Raw genomic sequence first — 17,158 nt, 5'->3', positions numbered from 1 at the left:
AATACAAATTATGGAATTATTTCACAAGATGATTTCCGGTTTTTTGGGTATACCGGAAAGACAAATAAGTAGTACACTCCATCTTTTGGGTGAAGGTGCTACGATTCCCTTCATCAGCCGTTACCGTAAAGAAGCCACCGGCGGACTGGATGAAGTGCAGATAGAGCAAATCAAAGAGCAACACGATAAGTTGTGCGACATAGCCAAACGGAAAGAAACGATTCTCGGCACCATCAACGAGCAGGGAAAACTGACTGCCGAACTGGAGAAACGTATCAACGACACTTGGAATCCTACGGAACTGGAAGACATTTATCTTCCTTATAAACCCAAGCGGAAGACACGTGCTGAAGTAGCCCGCCAGAAAGGGTTGGAACCGCTTGCCATCCTCCTGATGTTGCAAAGGGAAAACAACCTTAGCGCCAAGGCTGCCTCCTTCGTGAAAGGAGACGTGAAAGATGTGGAAGATGCCCTGAAAGGCGCCCGTGACATCCTTGCAGAGCAGGTGAACGAAGACGAACGTGCCCGCAACGCGGTACGTAATCAGTTCAGCCGCCAGGCAGAGATTAGTGCCAAATTGGTGAAAGGAAAAGAGGAAGAAGCGGCGAAATACCGGGATTATTTCGATTTCTCCGAAGCACTGAAACGCTGCACGTCCCACCGCCTGTTGGCCATCCGCCGGGCAGAGTCGGAAGGCCTGCTAAAAGTATCCATCAATCCCGACGACGAGGCATGTATCGAACGTCTGGAACGTCAGTTCGTACGTGGCAACAACGAGTGTAGCCAACAGGTGGGCGAAGCTACGGTCGATGCTTACAAGCGTCTGCTCAAGCCCTCCATCGAAACAGAATTTGCCGCTCAATCCAAAGAAAAAGCCGATGAGGAAGCGATTCGGGTATTCACCGAGAACCTCCGCCAACTTCTTCTCGCCCCTCCATTGGGACAAAAACGGGTGCTCGCCATCGACCCCGGATTCCGTACGGGATGTAAAGTTGTCTGCCTCGATGCGCAAGGCAATCTGTTACATAATGAGAATATCTATCCGCATCCTCCGGTGAACAAAACAGGAGAAGCTGCTTCCAAACTCCGTAAGATGATTGAGGCCTATCAGATAGAAGCCATCTCCATCGGCAACGGAACGGCAAGCCGTGAGACAGAAGATTTCATCAACAGCCAGAGCTTCGACCGTCAGATACCCGTGTTTGTAGTCAGTGAACAGGGAGCTTCCATTTATTCGGCTTCGAAGATTGCCCGCGACGAGTTTCCCGATTATGACGTAACGGTGCGTGGAGCAGTCTCCATCGGCCGCCGCCTGATGGACCCGTTGGCAGAATTGGTGAAGATAGATCCTAAATCCATCGGTGTAGGTCAATACCAGCACGATGTAGACCAGACAAAGCTGAAAAAAGCGCTCGATCAGACCGTAGAGAATTGCGTGAACCTGGTCGGTGTAAACCTGAATACGGCAAGCAGCCATCTATTGACTTATATCTCCGGACTGGGACCGCAACTGGCTCAAAACATCGTCAACTACCGGGCGGAAAACGGAGCTTTCGGTTCGCGGAAAGAATTGATGAAAGTTCCGCGCATGGGCGCCAAGGCTTTCGAACAGTGTGCCGGATTCCTCCGCATCCCCGGAGCCAAGAATCCGCTGGACAACACCGCCGTGCATCCGGAAAGCTACCACATCGTAGAGCAAATGGCCAAAGACCTGAAATGTACCATCGACGAACTGATAGCCGACAAGGAACTCCGCCGGAAGATTAACATCTCCGCCTACATCACCCCTACCGTCGGCCTGCCCACCTTACAGGACATTCTGCAGGAACTCGACAAGCCGGGACGTGACCCGCGTAAGGCTATCAAAGTCTTTGAGTTCGACAAGAACGTGCGCACCATAGCCGATTTGCGCGAAGGAATGATTCTTCCGGGCATCGTAGGCAACATCACCAATTTCGGGGCGTTTGTCGATATAGGTATTAAGGAGAACGGGCTGGTGCACCTCTCGCAATTAGCGGAACGGTTCATTTCCGATCCGACGGAAGTGGTATCCATCCATCAACACGTCATGGTCAGAGTGATGAATGTAGATTATGACCGGAAACGGATTCAGCTTAGTATGATCGGGGTACCGCAAGACTGATTGCTTCTCTTTTTTCTCCCCACCACACAATCAGAATCGTAAAAACAATCATAAGTACTGTGCAAATGAGCGAGCCTTCAAAACCGAAGGCTCCGCCATTCAGTACGTTTTCTTCGGGCATACGCAAAGTCAGCATGCTCGTCGTGAAATTATTTCCGCTTACCTGATAACCCAGAATCGGACCCTGAATCCAATTCCAGAAAAGATGAAGAGAGATAGGGAAACACAGATTACGGGTATATAGATAGGAAGCACCCAGCAGCATACCGGCAAGCAATAGATTTAGCATCGGCAGGAAAGCTATTTCCGGATTAAAGATATGCATAAACGCGAATAATGCCGACGAGATGAAGAGTGCCAGGAATTTATTCATATTGGTATGAAGCAGACGTCCGAGGATATAGCCGCGCATCAGAATTTCTTCAAACAACGCCACTAACAGGAAAAACACCCACGACCCCAATAAATCCAACGGCTTAAACTGGAAACCGGTGACTTCTATTTCTCCCAAAACAACAGAGATTCCGAAACCCAGCAAATAGAGCAAGATTGCCACCAAGAGACCATACCACAGTCCGTTGGCATGTCCTTTTAGGGAAAGTCCCAAATCAGAAAACGGACGACGTTCGAGACGAAGCAAGATGACGGCGGCAGTAAGAACGGCCAAAAGCATACCGGCCTCCACGAAAATATACCCTACTACTCCCGGATGGCGAGCCTCCACTCCAAGAACCAACGACAGGCCTCCGCTGACCAATGTCCCATACAATCCAATAAATATGAAAAGTACCACAATAAACAGCGGGATACATGCCCACACAGGAAGTCTTTTGGGTTCTTTCTTCCCATCTATGTTGTCTGCCTCCATTTTTACAATTTGTTAATCCGGCTACAAAATTAGATATAAAACATAAAAAAACATCATGTATTCTCTATTTTTCCTATATTTGTCAGAACAAATCTACAAAATTATGAAAATTAAACTACTATTGATAAGTTTCTTACTGGCCGCTAATGCATTAGGAGCCGCCGCCCAAGTGAGTAAGACGTATTATGTGAGTAAGCCCGGTACGCTGATTTCCATGATGACTGAAGAGGAAGCCAACAGTGTCACCCACCTCACACTGACCGGAAAACTGAATGCAGAGGACTTCCGGCATCTCCGTGACGAATTCGATAATCTGAAAGTATTGGATATTTCGAACGCGGAAATCAAGATGTACAGCGGAAAAGCCGGTACTTATCCCAATGGAAAATTCTACATTTATATGCCGAACTTCATCCCTGCCTATGCTTTCTCGAATGTGGTAGGCGGAGTGACCAAAGGTAAAGCCACACTGGAAAAAGTGATCCTTTCCGAGAAAACGAAGAATATCGAAGATGCTGCCTTCAAAGGCTGTGAGAATCTGAAAATCTGCCAGATCCGGAAAAAGACAGCTCCCAACCTGCTGCCGGAAGCATTGGCAGACAGCGTTACCGCCATCTTCGTTCCTCTGGGCAGCAGCGACGCTTACCGCTACAAAGACAGATGGCAGAATTTTGCTTTCATCGAAGGTGAACCGGTTGAGACTACCCTGCAAGTGGGTGCAATGGGCAAACTGGAAGAAGAGATCCTGAAAGCCGGACTGCAACCCAGAGACATCAACTTCCTCACCGTTGAAGGGAAACTGGATAACGCTGACTTCAAACTTATCCGCGATTATATGCCGAATCTCGTATCGGTTGATATTTCCAAGACAAATGCAACGGCTATCCCCGACTTCACTTTCTCGCAGAAGAAGTATCTGCTGAATATGAAATTACCTCATAACCTGAAATCAATCGGACAGCGTGTATTTAGTAATTGCGGCCGTCTGTGCGGCACGCTGGAATTACCGGCCAGTGTAACGGCTATCGAGTTCGGCGCTTTTATGGGATGCGATAATCTTCGCTACGTATTGGCTACGGGGGATAAGATTACAACGCTGGGAGATCACTTGTTCGGGGAGGGAGTTCCGAGTAAGTTGGTTTATAAGAAATAAAAAAGCTACCCGATCTAAATAAAAAATTATATACGCTTCAAAAACACAACAGTAGACGTACGAAACTTGAATTACATTATTGTTTTATAATATGTATGAATATGAATAGGCAAGATTGCCAATAATATGAAAACTAAAAAATAAATACAAAAATCAGTAACTAAAAAGGGCGGGAAGTAGTGCACGTACTTCCCGCCAAAATATAGGTTACAGATTCATCGCATTCGCACCAAATACGCCTGCTACTGCCGAAGCCACCGCGATGACTACCTTCAAAATAGTATCCCAAAGGGATCTTTTGACTGCCATAACTTTACACACCTCCTTTCCACGCTCTTTAGTTGACCACAGAGGACACAGAGGGCACAGAGGAATATTTATTTCCCTTCTCCGTATACGCTGCGGTGGTTTGTTTTTTTATACTAATTTTCCTCCGTGTCCTCTGTGTCCTCTGTGGTGAAACCTTCCGCTTTCACCTCAAAACACGGACACGCTTTGATCCATTCTTCCGGTTCAATTTCCCCGTTTCCGTTGCGGTCGGGACTTAAATCCCGGTGACCGCACACCCGGCTACCGGGGAAAGTCTCAAGCAATTGATGTACAAGCAAATGAAGTGTTGCCCGTTGTTCCGGTGTCCGCGTGTCCGCCGGACGACCATGACAGTCCAGCCCACCTTCATAGCAGATGCCTATCGAACAAGCGTTGAATCCTTTCACGTGCGCACCGATGCATTCAATCGGTCGGGTGATGTGCACCGTTCCGTCTTTGCGGATGTAGTAGTGATATCCTGTTCCGTTAAATCCACGCCGACGGTGTTGCGTTTCCAGATCATCCGGGGTGAGCGAACGGTCGGCACGGGTGGCGGAACAGTGAATCACGATCAAATCAATCTTTCTCATCATAGTGCCACTGTTTTTCTTATCAGTTGTAAGCATTATCTACGCTCTATGGCTCAAGCTGCCGGATCCGGAGCTTCACCGCCACCATCACCGCTACCTCCACCGGAATCTCCACCTTCGGTTTTCTTTTTCTTAAGTGCATCGAGGTCAAGGAACTCGATTTTCTCACCGGCACGGGTAGATGTCAGATTAGGACGGACGCTGCTGGAAGGACGGAAATTGATATTCACGCTCCTGATGTTCTTCATCGTACACTCTTCTTTCGTATCCACCCCCAGTGTGGTAGCGGAAAGACTGAATACACCGAAGTCGCGGATATTGACGGACTTACCGTCGAACAACGCTGCACGCATCGCTTCAACAAGATTGGTTAGCACACTCTGGATATCGCCCAGCGACAAGGAACTTTTCTCTTTCATCGTGTAAGCGAGTTTATCCAGGTCTACACTCTGTCCCTGCGTCACAAGTTGTGGGTGATACTTCACCACCCCATCAACCTCTCTCGGATCTTTACGACCCATTCTTTTAAATGGTATTGCCATGATAAATTAAAAATTGAGAATTAAAAATTAAAAAATAAATGTTACAGATTGCGGTTAGCGCAATGGTATCGGAAGAGAGGAACGAGCTCTGTTTCTTTTCTTTCGATACCTCAAAGGTAGTGTATTACAGGGGAATGGAATGACGTACTTTGTCTCCGATTGGCTTACTTCGTCTTACTTTCATTTAGAATGTATTTACTTTCATTCAGAGTGATTTTATTTTACTTATACATTTGGAGTTCCTATGGATTTTTTGTATATTTGGAATACTATAAACATAATTTCCCGAAGATATGAAAGCTGAAACTGAAGAGGCGGCGGAAGAGCCGTTTGTCATACGTCCGTATTTGAAATCGGAGCTGGCGCATTTATATAATCCTTATGTACCGTTGGTGTATGCCATGCGGAAAATGAGGGAGTGGATCAGAAATAACAATGAACTATATGACGCAATGTATAGTGGCGGTGAAGGAAAAAACGACCACGCTTACAGCGCAAGGCAGGTACGGCTCATTGTGAAGTATCTCGATGAGCCATGAATCTCTTTATGGCAAGTGCTGATTAGCTATAATGAAAATAAAATTAGCTATAATGAAATCGAGATTAGCTATAATGAAAATGAAAGCGGCTATAAGGGATTCTGTGCAACACACAGCATCTTGAGGATAAACAGGCCATATGAGTTTTCTTTATATAATAATGTCCACGTGCGCAGGCGCGGGAGAATATTCTTTTAGATAGAAAAAAGCGTGTATTTGAGGGTGAGGGGTTCACCCTCAAATACACGCTTTTTCCATCAAATAAAATCTATAAAGAGAATAAACAACATAAGTAAATGATAGGAACAAAATAAAATGTACCTTTGCGTCTTTTTAAAACAACATTTTTTAACAACATTGAAATAACACTTAAAATTATGAGAAAAAAGACATTTTTTCCGAAGGCTTCGTTTACCTGAACAAGCAGGCTATAACGCTCGAAAAGGGAGAATTCCCCCAAGTATCCCAGTTTATCACACAAACGCTTGACACCGTCAATAATTTGTATAACAACAGGATAGATGTAAGTCCGCGCGACCGCAAGAAGTATCTCCTTCCCTTTGTCCATCTCTGCTATGATCACGATTCTCCTTTTAACACTAAAGGTCCCAAATTCTTTGCACAATTGTTGTTTATGGCTGTTAATTTCAAGAAATATGATGATTCGGACGAATCATTAAGCGTAGAAGAGATTGACTATGAGATACAAAGACTAAAAAGAACGCTTTTTGACGATTAACATTTAAGAGCCGACTGTTAAAAAACTGCTTTTTGAGTACCAAAAGCAGTTTTTTTTATCTACAGGAAAAGCCGTCCTTTGCAGTGTGTTAATATTGACACGACTTAAATTCATATCAACAAATCAAATGGAAAATATCGTAATAACCACATACAGAGGATTATCACTCGTATCAGGAAATATCAGCATCCGGCAACTGTTCGAATTTATCCGGGGAGATGTCTATCGGGACAGAATCCGGAGACTTCGGGAAGCAATGGAGGCAGGAGACACGGCGAAAGCAGACCGCATGAAGAAGCAACTGCCCTACCACACCATCACAGCCACTTACGTAAAGGAAAGACTGGCTTACAGCCTGGACAAGTATCAGGACATCATCACGGTAGACTGTGACGATATGCCGGCAGAAAAGCTCCCGGAATTCCGCCAACTGGCGAACGATTGCCCCGACACATTAGGAAGCTTCATCAGTCCCCGCATGCACGGGTTGAAAATCTTCGTCTACCTCACCGGCAAAGAGGCGGAAGCCTTACGTGCCGAACTGAACGCGCTGGGAACCGTCGACTTCCCTACCCTCGAACGATATCACCACCGAATGTACGCCCTGGCAAGCAGCAAATACGAAACACTGCTCAATACCAAAGTAGATACAAGCGGAAGCGATCCGGGACGCGGATTCTTCGTGTCGCATGATCCGGACGCTTTCTTCGCTCCCGAACGACTGGAAAACGTAAAGCCGCTGACCGTAAAAGTGACACTGCCCACCGAGGAAGAGTGCAAAAACAAGAAACGCAAAAATCCGGCAAAACGATCTCCCCTCCTTCCCGTGCAGGAGAACGCGTCGCCCATCGACCTGCAAGTGCAACTCGACTTCCGGAAAGCGCTGGAATACACCCAACGCAAAGAACGTCTGGAGACAGGCAACCGGGACAATTTCTTCTATTGTCTGGGCAACCAGTGTTACCGTCGGCATATCACGGAAGAGGAAGCCGTCAGTCTGGCACACAGCCATTTCGGCGAACTCCCCGATTTCGACCTCGAACTCCCCCTGCACAATGCTTACCAATATACCTCAAAGACTGACTGTGCGGAAGAAGAAGAGAAAACACCGAGAATCTGCCAGGTAATCAAATTTATGGATGAACACTACGAAATCAGGAGAAACGTAGTGAAAGAGCAAATCGAGTTCCGGAAACTAATACCCGGTGTTCCCCCCACAGAGCTGCCGCCTTTCAGCACACTTCGCGTAAAGGATGTCAACACATTCTATATCAACGCGCAGATGAAGAAGATATACGTCTCACAAGCTAATTTGAAAGCGCTGGTAGACTCGGACTATGCCAAGCCGTTCAACCCATTTGTCCATTATTTCACCTCACTCGAGGCATGGGACGGGAAAACAGACCACATCGGTCAACTGACAAAAACAGTAAAAGCGGCAGATCAGGCTTTTTTTGAAGACAGTTTCCGCCGCTGGCTGGTGGGAATGGTGGCATGCGCCATCAATGACGAAGTGCAAAACCACCAGTTGATGTTACTCCACGGCGCACAGGGAAAAGGCAAGAGTACCTTTATCCGCCGTCTCCTCCCGCCGGAGCTCAAGGGTTATTATCGCAACGGCATGATTTATCCCGAAAACAAAGACCATCTCCTGCAAATGTCGTCCTGCCTGATCATCAATCTGGATGAGTTTGACACGCTCTCTCCCGCACGGATGCAGGAGTTGAAAAGTCTCATCACGCAAGATGTGATGAACGAACGGAAGGTTTACGACATCCAGAATTATACGTTCACCCGCCGCGCCTCGTTCATCGCCAGCACCAACAACCCGCACTGTCTGCCGGACATTGGTGAAAACAGGCGTATCCTGTTCAATACGCTTCTGAAAATAGACTATCACACGCCTGTCAACCATCAGGGGATATATGCACAAGCATACGCACTCTACCGGCAGGGATTCCAATATTGGTATGAGAACCAAGAGATTACGTTTCTCAACAACCGCAACGAGGCGTTCCGCCAAAAAGATCCGATGGAAGAGAATCTTTTCTTCTATTTCCGGGCTGCCAGGCCGAACGATATACAGGCGCAATGGTATCCCGCCTCCTACCTGCTGTCGGTATTAAGCGTGAACGGGCGTACACAGGCCAACGCACAGATGAAACAAATGCTGGTCACGGTACTGGAGAACAACCATTTCCACTCACGGAAGACCTCCAACAATGTCACAGAATATTGGGTGGTGGAGTATACATCCCAGGAACGTACAGAAAATTCAATACGACCGCAAGTTCCGGTTCAAAAAGGATTAGAGTTATAATCAATCTGCCAAGCAGCAGTTTTTCCATAAAATAACGGATAAACGGATAAATTAATGGCATTAACGATGTCACATTCATCCGTTTTCCGTATATTTGCTACGATATGAATTAAAGAAAGGAATCGCAATATGATGAAACAAATACCATACGGATTGACGGATTTCGGAGCCATCATCAAAGATAATTTCTATTATGTAGATAAAACCATGTTTATTGAAAAAATAGAGAAGCAACCCCGTTATCTGTTTCTGATCCGTCCCCGACGCTTTGGAAAAAGCCTCACGCTGGCAATGCTGGAAGCTTATTATGACGTTCGTTACGCTGACCAGTTCGACGAATTGTTCGGCCAGCTGTATATCGGGCAACATCCTACGCCGATACATAACCAGTTTCTCATCATGAGATTCAATTTCTCGGAGGTGAGTTCGAATATCAATGAGGTGGAGGAATCTTTCCGGCTGCATTGTTGCGGGAAGCTTTCCGATTTTGTTTACAGGTACGAACATCTGCTGGGAAAAGATATCTGGAAAGTGCTGGATGAAAAAACAAAAGAAGAGCCCGGCGCTTTTTTGTCAGCTATTAATACCTACGCTACCCGCAAGGGAGACATCAAAATTTATCTCCTGATTGATGAATACGATAATTTCACGAATACCATTCTCTCGACTTACGGCACGGACTTATATCGGAAAGCGACGCATGGCGAGGGATATATCCGGAGATTCTTCAATGTAATCAAAGCCGCCACGACGGGAATGGGTTCTGCCCTCAATCGTCTGTTTATCACGGGAGTAAGTCCGGTAACAATGGACGACGTGACAAGCGGATTCAACATCGGCACGAATATCACCACCGATCCCTGGTTTAACGACCTTGTAGGTTTCAGCGAGAAGGAACTGCGCGAGATGCTGGCGTATTATAAGGAGCAAGGCGCTCTTTCCATGTCAATAGATGATGCGGTGGCAATGATGAAACCCAACTATGACAATTATTGCTTCAGTGAGAATAAATTAACGGATTGCATGTTCAACTCGGACATGGTGCTCTATTGCATGAAGTCATTGATATTGCACGGAATCAAGCCAAAAGAGATTGTCGATCCCAATATCCGTACCGACTTTAACAAGCTTGCCTACCTCGTCCGTCTTGACCACGGACTGGGAGATAACTTCTCCGTCATCAAGGAGGTTGCGGAAAAGGGAGAAATAATAACCGAAATTGTCACTCATTTCTCCGCACTGGAAATGACGGACGTGAGCAACTTTAAATCTTTGCTGTTCTATTTCGGACTGCTTTCTATTAAAGGGGTCGATATGATGGGGCGTCCCATCCTGCACGTTCCCAATCTGGTGGTTCGCGAACAGCTATTCAATTTCCTGATTCAAGGATATGCCCGTCATGATATCTTCAAGCTCGACGTGAACCGGTTGCTTACGCTGTTTGAGAATATGTCTTTCAAGGGAGAATGGGAACCGTTGTTCGAATTTGTAGCAGAGGCCATTCGGGAGCAGAGCCGCATTCGGGAATATATAGAAGGGGAAGCTCATATCAAAGGATTCCTCCTAGCCTATCTAAGTATGTTCCGCTATTATCAACTGTATCCGGAATATGAAATGAACAAGGGTTTTGCCGATTTCTTCTTTAAACCCAGTCCGGCGGTACCCGTATCTCCACCCTACACTTATCTGCTGGAAGTGAAGTATGCGAAAGCCGATGCACCGGAAAAGGAAATAAGGGCCCTTGCCGATAATGCGCGGGAACAGCTGATTCGCTATAGCAAGGACGAATGCGTGGCGGAAGCTCGTGAGAAAGGGAAACTGAAACTGATTACGATCGTGTGGCGCAGCTGGGAATTGGTGCTGATGGAAGAGGTGTTATAGGGTTATTTGTCGCATGAAATGTGCGGGTGAGTCTTATTAATAAATATAATTGGATATAGAAAAACATACCTAGTAGTATTTTTCGATTCCCCCAAATCCTTTTATCATTTTATTTTCCTTCGTTTTGTGGATGAAGTTGTTCAATCGCTTTTCAAATTCTTCCGGCCGTTTCCTTGCGGCTTCAATGTAGGCAATTCGGATGCGCCTATACGCATCGGAAAATTGAAGGTAATTCTCCCATACTGTTTTATCCTCTTTCAGTTTTCCGATGATATCATTCGGAAAAACGAAAGGAGCTGACAATACTTTTCGTATATTATCTTCCCAATCAGGGTGAATCATTTGATGTTCCAGCAACCATTTCAGTCTCTCTTTGTTGGCTTGCGAATAGGAACTTTTAGGGTTTCTGGGCGTGAAATGCTGGATTTTATGTTCCTTGTCGAGCGCCTTTATAGTGCTGTCGATCCATCCGAAACAAAGGGCTTCTTCGACGGCGTCGTTGTATGTAACACTTTTTTCGCCCGAAGATTTGGAGGGGAATACAAACCAAACGTCACTGGCGGTTTCAAAGTTGTCCGCCAGCCATTTTCGCCAATCTCCTCTATTTTCAAAATATTTTATTTCCATAGTGCTAAAAAGAACAGCAACCCATTGTTGAGAATAGGTTGCTGTAAAAATAGGTTATTCATCAGACTTCATGTATGGGAGTCAGGGGTCTTTATTCGTCCGGTCACTTATTTGTCTCCGTACATCTTCGCCCGCAATTCCTTAATATGGTCGGAAGTGATATATTCGTCATATTCCATCATCTTGTCGATGATACCGTTCGGTGTCAGTTCGATGATGCGGTTGGCAACGGTCTGGATAAATTCGTGGTCATGAGACGAGAAGAGGATATTTCCCCTGTACGTCTTCAGGTTGTTGTTGAATGCCTGAATAGATTCCAAGTCCAGATGGTTGGTCGGAGTGTCCAGAATGAGGCAGTTGGCATTGCGCAGCTGCATACGGGCAATCATACAACGCATCTTTTCACCTCCGGAGAGTACGCTTACTTTCTTCAGCACCTCTTCGCCGGAGAAAAGCATACGGCCGAGGAAGCCTTTCATATATACCTCGTTGCCTTCTCCAAACTGGCTCAACCAGTCTACCAGATTCAGGTCGGAATTGAAGAAGTCGGTGTTATCCAGCGGCAGGTAAGCAGTGGTGATGGTTACCCCCCAGTTGAAGGTCCCTGCATCCGGTTTCATGTTTCCGTTGATAATTTCGAAGAAAGCAGTCATCGCGCGCGGATTGCGTGACAGGAATACCACCTTGTCACCTTTCTCTACATTGAAGTTCACATCGTTGAAGAGCACTACGCCTTCTTCCGTCTTCTTGCTCAATCCGGACACTTCCAGAATCTGGTTGCCCGGCTCGCGTTCGGGAGTGAAGATGATGCCCGGATACTTACGTGAAGAAGGTTTGATTTCTTCTACATTCAGTTTCTCCAACATCTTCTTACGGCTCGTTGTCTGCTTGCTCTTCGCTACGTTCGCGCTGAAACGGCGGATAAATTCTTCGAGCTCTTTCTTCTTCTCTTCAGCCTTCGCCTTCTGGTTCTGTTGCTGACGGAGAGCCAACTGGCTGGATTCGTACCAGAAACTATAGTTACCGGCAAACATATTGATTTTTCCGTAGTCGATGTCTACGGTGTGCGTACATACAGAGTCGAGGAAGTGACGGTCGTGGCTTACCACCAATACGGTATGCTCGAAGTTGGCAAGATATTCTTCCAACCAAGTCACTGTTTCCATATCCAAGTCATTGGTAGGCTCATCGAGCAAGAGGTTGTCCGGATTTCCGTACAATGCTTGCGCCAGCATGACACGCACTTTTTCCTTACCACTCAATTCACCCATCAATACGTAATGCTTATCTTCTTTCACGCCCAGTCCGCTCAACAGCATGGCTGCGTCGCTTTCCGCATTCCATCCGTCCAACTCGGCAAATTTTTCTTCCAATTCGGACACTTTCAGTCCGTCTTCGTCTGTGAAATCTTCTTTTGCATACAATTCTTCGCGTTGCTTCATGATGTCCCACAACACGGTATGACCCATCATGACGGTATCCATGACGGTATATGAGTCCCACTTGAAGTGGTCCTGGCTCAACACCGAAAGACGTTCGCCCGGTCCGAGCGCAATCGTACCTGTTGTCGGGTCCAGATCTCCGTAAATCGTACGAAGAAACGTAGATTTTCCCGCACCGTTCGCACCGATAATACCATAACAATTACCACTCGTAAACTTCAGGTTTACGTCATTAAACAACACTCTTTTACCAAACTGAACCGATACGTTCGAAACTGTAATCATCTTATTATTTACTATTTTACTAGTTACTATTTACTATTTGAGCGTGCAAAGGTAGACATTTAAAATGAATTATGAGCTATCTGATATGTGCCAATCTGACATAAAAGTGTTACCTTTGCTGCGTTTTTTGGCAAAACGGCCAACTTGGCAAAGTTTTTGCAGACAAAATCTGTGACATCCGGTCAGTCCGGTATGTTTATAAGCGGTATCTTGCATAGATAACGTGTGTTTCTAAATAGTAAATAGTAAATAATAAAATAGTAAATACCAAGATGGATCCGAAAGAAAAAAAAGTGAAGGAAGAGGAACTGAATGTGGAGGAAACTCAAAATCCTGCGGAAGACCAACCGCAAAACGAACAAACGGAGGAGTCTGCTCCGCTGACTCATGAAGAGGAGTTGGAAAAGGAACTGGAAAAAGCTCAAGAAGAGATTGAAGAGCAAAAGGATAAATATCTGCGCCTGTCTGCCGAGTTCGACAATTATCGTAAACGCACTTTAAAGGAGAAGGCCGAACTGATCCTGAATGGTGGCGAGAAGAGCCTTGGCAGTATTCTTCCGGTAGTGGACGACTTTGAACGTGCCATCAAGACGATGGAAACGGCAACGGATGTCAATGCCGTAAAGGAAGGGGTAGAATTGATTTACAATAAATTTATAGCTGTCTTGGCTCAAAATGGCGTGAAAGTCATCGAGACGAAAGACCAACCGTTGGATACTGATTACCATGAAGCCATCGCGGTAATCCCCGCACCGTCGGAAGCACAGAAAGGTAAGATTCTGGATTGTGTGCAAACGGGATATACACTGAACGACAAAGTGCTCCGCCACGCCAAAGTGGTAGTAGGGGAATAAGGATTGATTACGGATTATGAATGATGAAAAACGAGGGACTTCCCGCAATAATTCATCATCCATAACCCGTAATTCGTAATTCATCATTCATAATTTTAAAAGAAGCATGGCAGAAAAAAGAGATTATTACGAAGTATTGGAGGTGACGAAGACAGCCACAGTAGAAGAAATTAAGAAAGCGTACCGTAAGAAAGCAATCCAGTATCACCCTGACAAGAATCCGGGGGATAAGGAGGCTGAAGAGAAATTTAAGGAGGCGGCCGAGGCTTACGATGTGTTGAGTAACCCGGAAAAGCGTTCGCGTTACGATCAGTTCGGTCATGCGGGAGTGAGCGGTGCGGCAGGTAATGGCGGTCCGTTCGGTGGTTTTGGTGGCGAGGGGATGTCGATGGATGACATTTTCTCTATGTTTGGCGACATCTTCGGTGGCCGCGGCGGCGGTTTCGGGGGAGGCTTCGGAGGTTTCAGCGGATTTGGTGGCGGTGGCGGTTCACAGCAACGGCGGTATCGCGGCAGTGACCTTCGTGTGAAAGTGAAGCTGACGTTGAAGGAAATCTCTACCGGAGTAGAAAAGAAGTTTAAACTCAAAAAATATGTGCCGTGTGACCAGTGTCATGGCACGGGTGCCGAAGGTGATGGCGGTTCGGAAACTTGTCCTACTTGTAAGGGTAGCGGCTCGGTGATCCGTAACCAGCAGACCATTCTGGGCACTATGCAGACTCGCGTCACTTGCTCCACTTGTGGCGGTGAGGGTAAGATTATCAAGAACAAATGTAAGAAGTGTGGTGGCGACGGAATCATTTACGGTGAAGAAGTGGTGTCGGTGAAAATCCCTGCCGGAGTGGCAGAGGGTATGCAGCTCTCTATGGGTGGCAAAGGAAATGCCGGCAAACACAACGGTGTGGCAGGCGACTTGCTGATTCTCGTAGAGGAAGAACCGCATCAGGACTTGATTCGCGACGAGAATGATTTGATTTATAATCTGTTGCTTAGTTTCCCGACTGCTGCCCTGGGTGGAGCCGTGGAAATTCCGACTATCGACGGCAAAGTGAAAGTGAAGATTGATTCGGGTACTCAACCGGGTAAAGTACTTCGTTTGCGCGGCAAGGGATTGCCGAATGTGAACGGGTACGGAACGGGGGATTTGCTCGTCAATATCAGTATCTATGTGCCGGAAGCGCTCAATAAAGAGGAAAAGAGCACGCTCGAAAAGATGGAGGCTTCGGACAATTTCAAACCTAACACGTCGGTGAAGGAGAAGATTTTCAAGAAGTTCAAGAGTTTCTTCGACTAATTTTTTGCTATGAGTATGGGTACATAATTAGTTTATATAGTAATTTAGGCACGGATTACACGGATTTCACGGTTTTTAGTGTTGTCATTACTGAAAAACAACCGCGTTAATCCGTGAAATCCGTGCCTAAAAAAGATAGAAATTTATTAGTGACAAGTACTTAACATATAAAAGTGAGCTGCAATCTTTATTTGTAGCTCACTTCTGTTTTTGGGCTTATCCTTCCTTTTTCACTCTGTTCGGTTAAATAAGTCGATAAAGAATTGTCTTTTTAAAAAAAGGGCATATATTTGTGTAGCAAATAAATAGATACTAAATATAGACTTCAAGTATGGCAGAACCTTTTAAGAATATGTATAACGAGCAATTTTTCGATCTATTTACGAAAGATTTGAAACTTGTTATCGATGATTTTGATGCTCACGGGTTTGTTTCTCAAGTTATGGATGATGAATGGGAAGGCAGGGAACTTAAACAGCGCTGCATACATATCACTACCATTCTGAAAAAGTTTTTGCCGGCAGACTACAAAGAGGCAATCGCTAAGATTCTTGAGTTGTTGGATCATGTAAAAAGTACGCGGCCTGATTTTTCGGTGATAGACGATACGAAGTTTGGATTGATGCTGGAGTATGGGGCGATTCTGGATAATTATGTCGAGCAATATGGGTTGGATGATTATGAAACGTCTGTCAAAGCGATAGAGAAAATCACGCAGTTCACAAGTTGCGAGTTTGTGACTCATCCTTTTATTATAAAATATCCGGATGAAATGATGAAGCAGATGTTGGTTTGGTCGAAACACGAGCATTGGGGAGTAAGGCGGCTTGCGTCAGAAGGTTGCCGTCCGCGTTTGCCTTGGGCGATGGCTTTGCCGAATCTGAAAAAAGATCCGACACCTATTATTCCTATTTTGGAGAATCTTAAAAATGATCCGGCAAGATTTGTACGGTTGAGTGTTGCCAATAATTTGAATGATATTGCGAAAGATAATCCGGAAATAGTCATTGATTTGGCAAAGAAATGGAAAGGTGAGTCGAAAGAGGTAGACTGGATTATAAAACACGGTTGCCGGACGCTCTTAAAGCAAGGGATTCCGGAGGTGATGGAGTTGTTTGGCTTTGATTCTATCAGAAATAATATTAGTGTGGAGGATTTTCAGATTTCAAGTCCTAAGGTTAAAGTCGGGGATTCGTTGGAGTTTGGTTTTAACTTGTTGAATCATAGCAATAAGACGATCAAAATACGGCTTGAATATGGTATTTATTACCAAAAAGCAAATGGAACGCTGACGAAGAAAGTTCATAAAATCAGTGAAAAAGAATATACCGGAAATTCTACCACACGAATAACGCGAAAGCACTCTTTCCGTGTGGTTACGACGAGAAAATTCCATCTCGGGCTTCATCAAATTGCTATAATAATCAATGGGAGTGAATTTGAAAAATATGATTTCGATTTGATTGAGTAATTCGATTGCTGCAACAAATAATATAAATCCTCGATTCTCCGGATGAAAATCGAGGATTTTTTATTTGGGTTCGTCTTTATCTCACACTAGCTGGAAGTTGA

Annotated in this window: 15 protein-coding genes; 9 read left to right on the top strand and 6 right to left on the bottom strand. The window is 45.5% G+C overall.

Translation table 11 applies throughout. The features are described 5' to 3' along the window. Positions 1–10: 10 nt before the first annotated feature. Positions 11–2,143, top strand: a complete 2,133-nt coding sequence (locus AB3G73_RS02715; protein WP_234132265.1) for a Tex family protein — start codon at positions 11–13, stop codon at positions 2,141–2,143. On the opposite strand, the gene AB3G73_RS02710 is transcribed toward AB3G73_RS02715, so the two are convergent. Further along, positions 2,115–3,011, bottom strand: coding sequence for a CPBP family intramembrane glutamic endopeptidase (locus tag AB3G73_RS02710; protein WP_195650430.1), 897 nt, complete (start codon positions 3,009–3,011; stop codon positions 2,115–2,117). The two genes, AB3G73_RS02715 and AB3G73_RS02710, sit on opposite strands and share 29 nt — an antisense overlap. Positions 3,012–3,114: 103 nt before the next feature. Between AB3G73_RS02710 and AB3G73_RS02705 the strand changes: the two genes are divergently transcribed. Beyond that, on the top strand, positions 3,115–4,164 hold the full coding sequence (locus tag AB3G73_RS02705) for a leucine-rich repeat domain-containing protein (protein WP_099145883.1): 1,050 nt from the start codon (positions 3,115–3,117) through the stop codon (positions 4,162–4,164). A gap of 207 nt (positions 4,165–4,371) precedes the next feature. On the opposite strand, the gene AB3G73_RS02700 is transcribed toward AB3G73_RS02705, so the two are convergent. The 3 genes from AB3G73_RS02700 to AB3G73_RS02690 form a co-directional block, all read right to left on the bottom strand. Further along, positions 4,372–4,473: a smalltalk protein gene (locus tag AB3G73_RS02700; protein WP_167511929.1), complete on the bottom strand. Its 102-nt coding sequence runs from the start codon at positions 4,471–4,473 to the stop codon at positions 4,372–4,374. A gap of 113 nt (positions 4,474–4,586) precedes the next feature. Then, positions 4,587–5,066 carry an N-acetylmuramoyl-L-alanine amidase gene (locus AB3G73_RS02695; RefSeq protein ID WP_367742446.1) on the bottom strand — a complete coding sequence of 160 codons (480 nt, stop codon included), beginning with the start codon at positions 5,064–5,066 and terminating at the stop codon, positions 4,587–4,589. A 50-nt stretch (positions 5,067–5,116) separates the two neighbouring features. Next, positions 5,117–5,605 (bottom strand): HU family DNA-binding protein, encoded by a 489-nt coding sequence (locus AB3G73_RS02690; RefSeq protein ID WP_367742444.1) that lies wholly within the window; start codon positions 5,603–5,605, stop codon positions 5,117–5,119. A 293-nt stretch (positions 5,606–5,898) separates the two neighbouring features. Between AB3G73_RS02690 and AB3G73_RS02685 the strand changes: the two genes are divergently transcribed. The 4 genes from AB3G73_RS02685 to AB3G73_RS02670 all read left to right on the top strand — a co-directional run bounded on the left by AB3G73_RS02685 (position 5,899) and on the right by AB3G73_RS02670 (position 11,084). Continuing rightward, positions 5,899–6,144, top strand: a complete 246-nt coding sequence (locus tag AB3G73_RS02685) for a DUF4248 domain-containing protein (RefSeq protein ID WP_148367949.1) — start codon at positions 5,899–5,901, stop codon at positions 6,142–6,144. 502 nt (positions 6,145–6,646) lie between these two features. After that, positions 6,647–6,883: a hypothetical protein gene (locus AB3G73_RS02680; RefSeq protein ID WP_367742442.1), complete on the top strand. Its 237-nt coding sequence runs from the start codon at positions 6,647–6,649 to the stop codon at positions 6,881–6,883. 127 nt (positions 6,884–7,010) lie between these two features. Beyond that, a complete protein-coding gene (locus tag AB3G73_RS02675; RefSeq protein ID WP_367742440.1) occupies positions 7,011–9,203 on the top strand; it encodes a VapE domain-containing protein in 2,193 nt (730 codons plus the stop codon). A gap of 129 nt (positions 9,204–9,332) precedes the next feature. Further along, entirely contained in the window at positions 9,333–11,084 is a 1,752-nt protein-coding gene (locus AB3G73_RS02670; RefSeq protein WP_342989242.1) for an AAA family ATPase, read from the top strand. A gap of 69 nt (positions 11,085–11,153) precedes the next feature. On the opposite strand, the gene AB3G73_RS02665 is transcribed toward AB3G73_RS02670, so the two are convergent. After that, the gene (locus tag AB3G73_RS02665) at positions 11,154–11,711 is read right to left on the bottom strand and encodes a YdeI family protein (protein WP_234132270.1); all 558 of its coding nucleotides are present in this window, start codon (positions 11,709–11,711) and stop codon (positions 11,154–11,156) included. A gap of 107 nt (positions 11,712–11,818) precedes the next feature. Further along, entirely contained in the window at positions 11,819–13,438 is a 1,620-nt protein-coding gene (locus AB3G73_RS02660; RefSeq protein WP_195359096.1) for an ABC-F family ATP-binding cassette domain-containing protein, read from the bottom strand. Between the two features lie 272 nt (positions 13,439–13,710). On the opposite strand from AB3G73_RS02660, the gene AB3G73_RS02655 reads away from it, so the two are divergent. From AB3G73_RS02655 to AB3G73_RS02645, 3 genes are all read left to right on the top strand, one after another. Further along, entirely contained in the window at positions 13,711–14,292 is a 582-nt protein-coding gene (locus tag AB3G73_RS02655; protein WP_148367944.1) for a nucleotide exchange factor GrpE, read from the top strand. 106 nt (positions 14,293–14,398) lie between these two features. Continuing rightward, a complete protein-coding gene (gene dnaJ / locus AB3G73_RS02650) occupies positions 14,399–15,586 on the top strand; it encodes a molecular chaperone DnaJ (RefSeq protein ID WP_195650546.1) in 1,188 nt (395 codons plus the stop codon). Positions 15,587–15,917: 331 nt separating this feature from the next. Next, entirely contained in the window at positions 15,918–17,057 is a 1,140-nt protein-coding gene (locus AB3G73_RS02645) for a DNA alkylation repair protein (RefSeq protein WP_008999257.1), read from the top strand. Positions 17,058–17,158 lie beyond the last annotated feature (101 nt).

It is taken from the genome of Bacteroides sp. L008 (assembly GCF_040812255.1).
Classification (GTDB): Bacteria; Bacteroidota; Bacteroidia; order Bacteroidales; family Bacteroidaceae; genus Bacteroides; species Bacteroides vicugnae.
Note: the sequence above shows the minus strand (reverse complement) of the source record. Positions and strands in the feature narration are given on the sequence as shown.

Coding starts and splice junctions, on each gene's coding strand:
- AB3G73_RS02660 (WP_195359096.1), bottom strand. CDS start 13,438: ATGATTACAGTTTCGAACGTATCGGTTCAGTTTGGTAAAAGAGTGTTG.
- AB3G73_RS02705 (WP_099145883.1), top strand. CDS start 3,115: ATGAAAATTAAACTACTATTGATAAGTTTCTTACTGGCCGCTAATGCA.
- AB3G73_RS02715 (WP_234132265.1), top strand. CDS start 11: ATGGAATTATTTCACAAGATGATTTCCGGTTTTTTGGGTATACCGGAA.
- AB3G73_RS02675 (WP_367742440.1), top strand. CDS start 7,011: ATGGAAAATATCGTAATAACCACATACAGAGGATTATCACTCGTATCA.
- AB3G73_RS02665 (WP_234132270.1), bottom strand. CDS start 11,711: ATGGAAATAAAATATTTTGAAAATAGAGGAGATTGGCGAAAATGGCTG.
- AB3G73_RS02690 (WP_367742444.1), bottom strand. CDS start 5,605: ATGGCAATACCATTTAAAAGAATGGGTCGTAAAGATCCGAGAGAGGTT.
- dnaJ (WP_195650546.1), top strand. CDS start 14,399: ATGGCAGAAAAAAGAGATTATTACGAAGTATTGGAGGTGACGAAGACA.
- AB3G73_RS02655 (WP_148367944.1), top strand. CDS start 13,711: ATGGATCCGAAAGAAAAAAAAGTGAAGGAAGAGGAACTGAATGTGGAG.
- AB3G73_RS02670 (WP_342989242.1), top strand. CDS start 9,333: ATGATGAAACAAATACCATACGGATTGACGGATTTCGGAGCCATCATC.
- AB3G73_RS02685 (WP_148367949.1), top strand. CDS start 5,899: ATGAAAGCTGAAACTGAAGAGGCGGCGGAAGAGCCGTTTGTCATACGT.
- AB3G73_RS02695 (WP_367742446.1), bottom strand. CDS start 5,066: ATGATGAGAAAGATTGATTTGATCGTGATTCACTGTTCCGCCACCCGT.
- AB3G73_RS02710 (WP_195650430.1), bottom strand. CDS start 3,011: ATGGAGGCAGACAACATAGATGGGAAGAAAGAACCCAAAAGACTTCCT.
- AB3G73_RS02700 (WP_167511929.1), bottom strand. CDS start 4,473: ATGGCAGTCAAAAGATCCCTTTGGGATACTATTTTGAAGGTAGTCATC.
- AB3G73_RS02645 (WP_008999257.1), top strand. CDS start 15,918: ATGGCAGAACCTTTTAAGAATATGTATAACGAGCAATTTTTCGATCTA.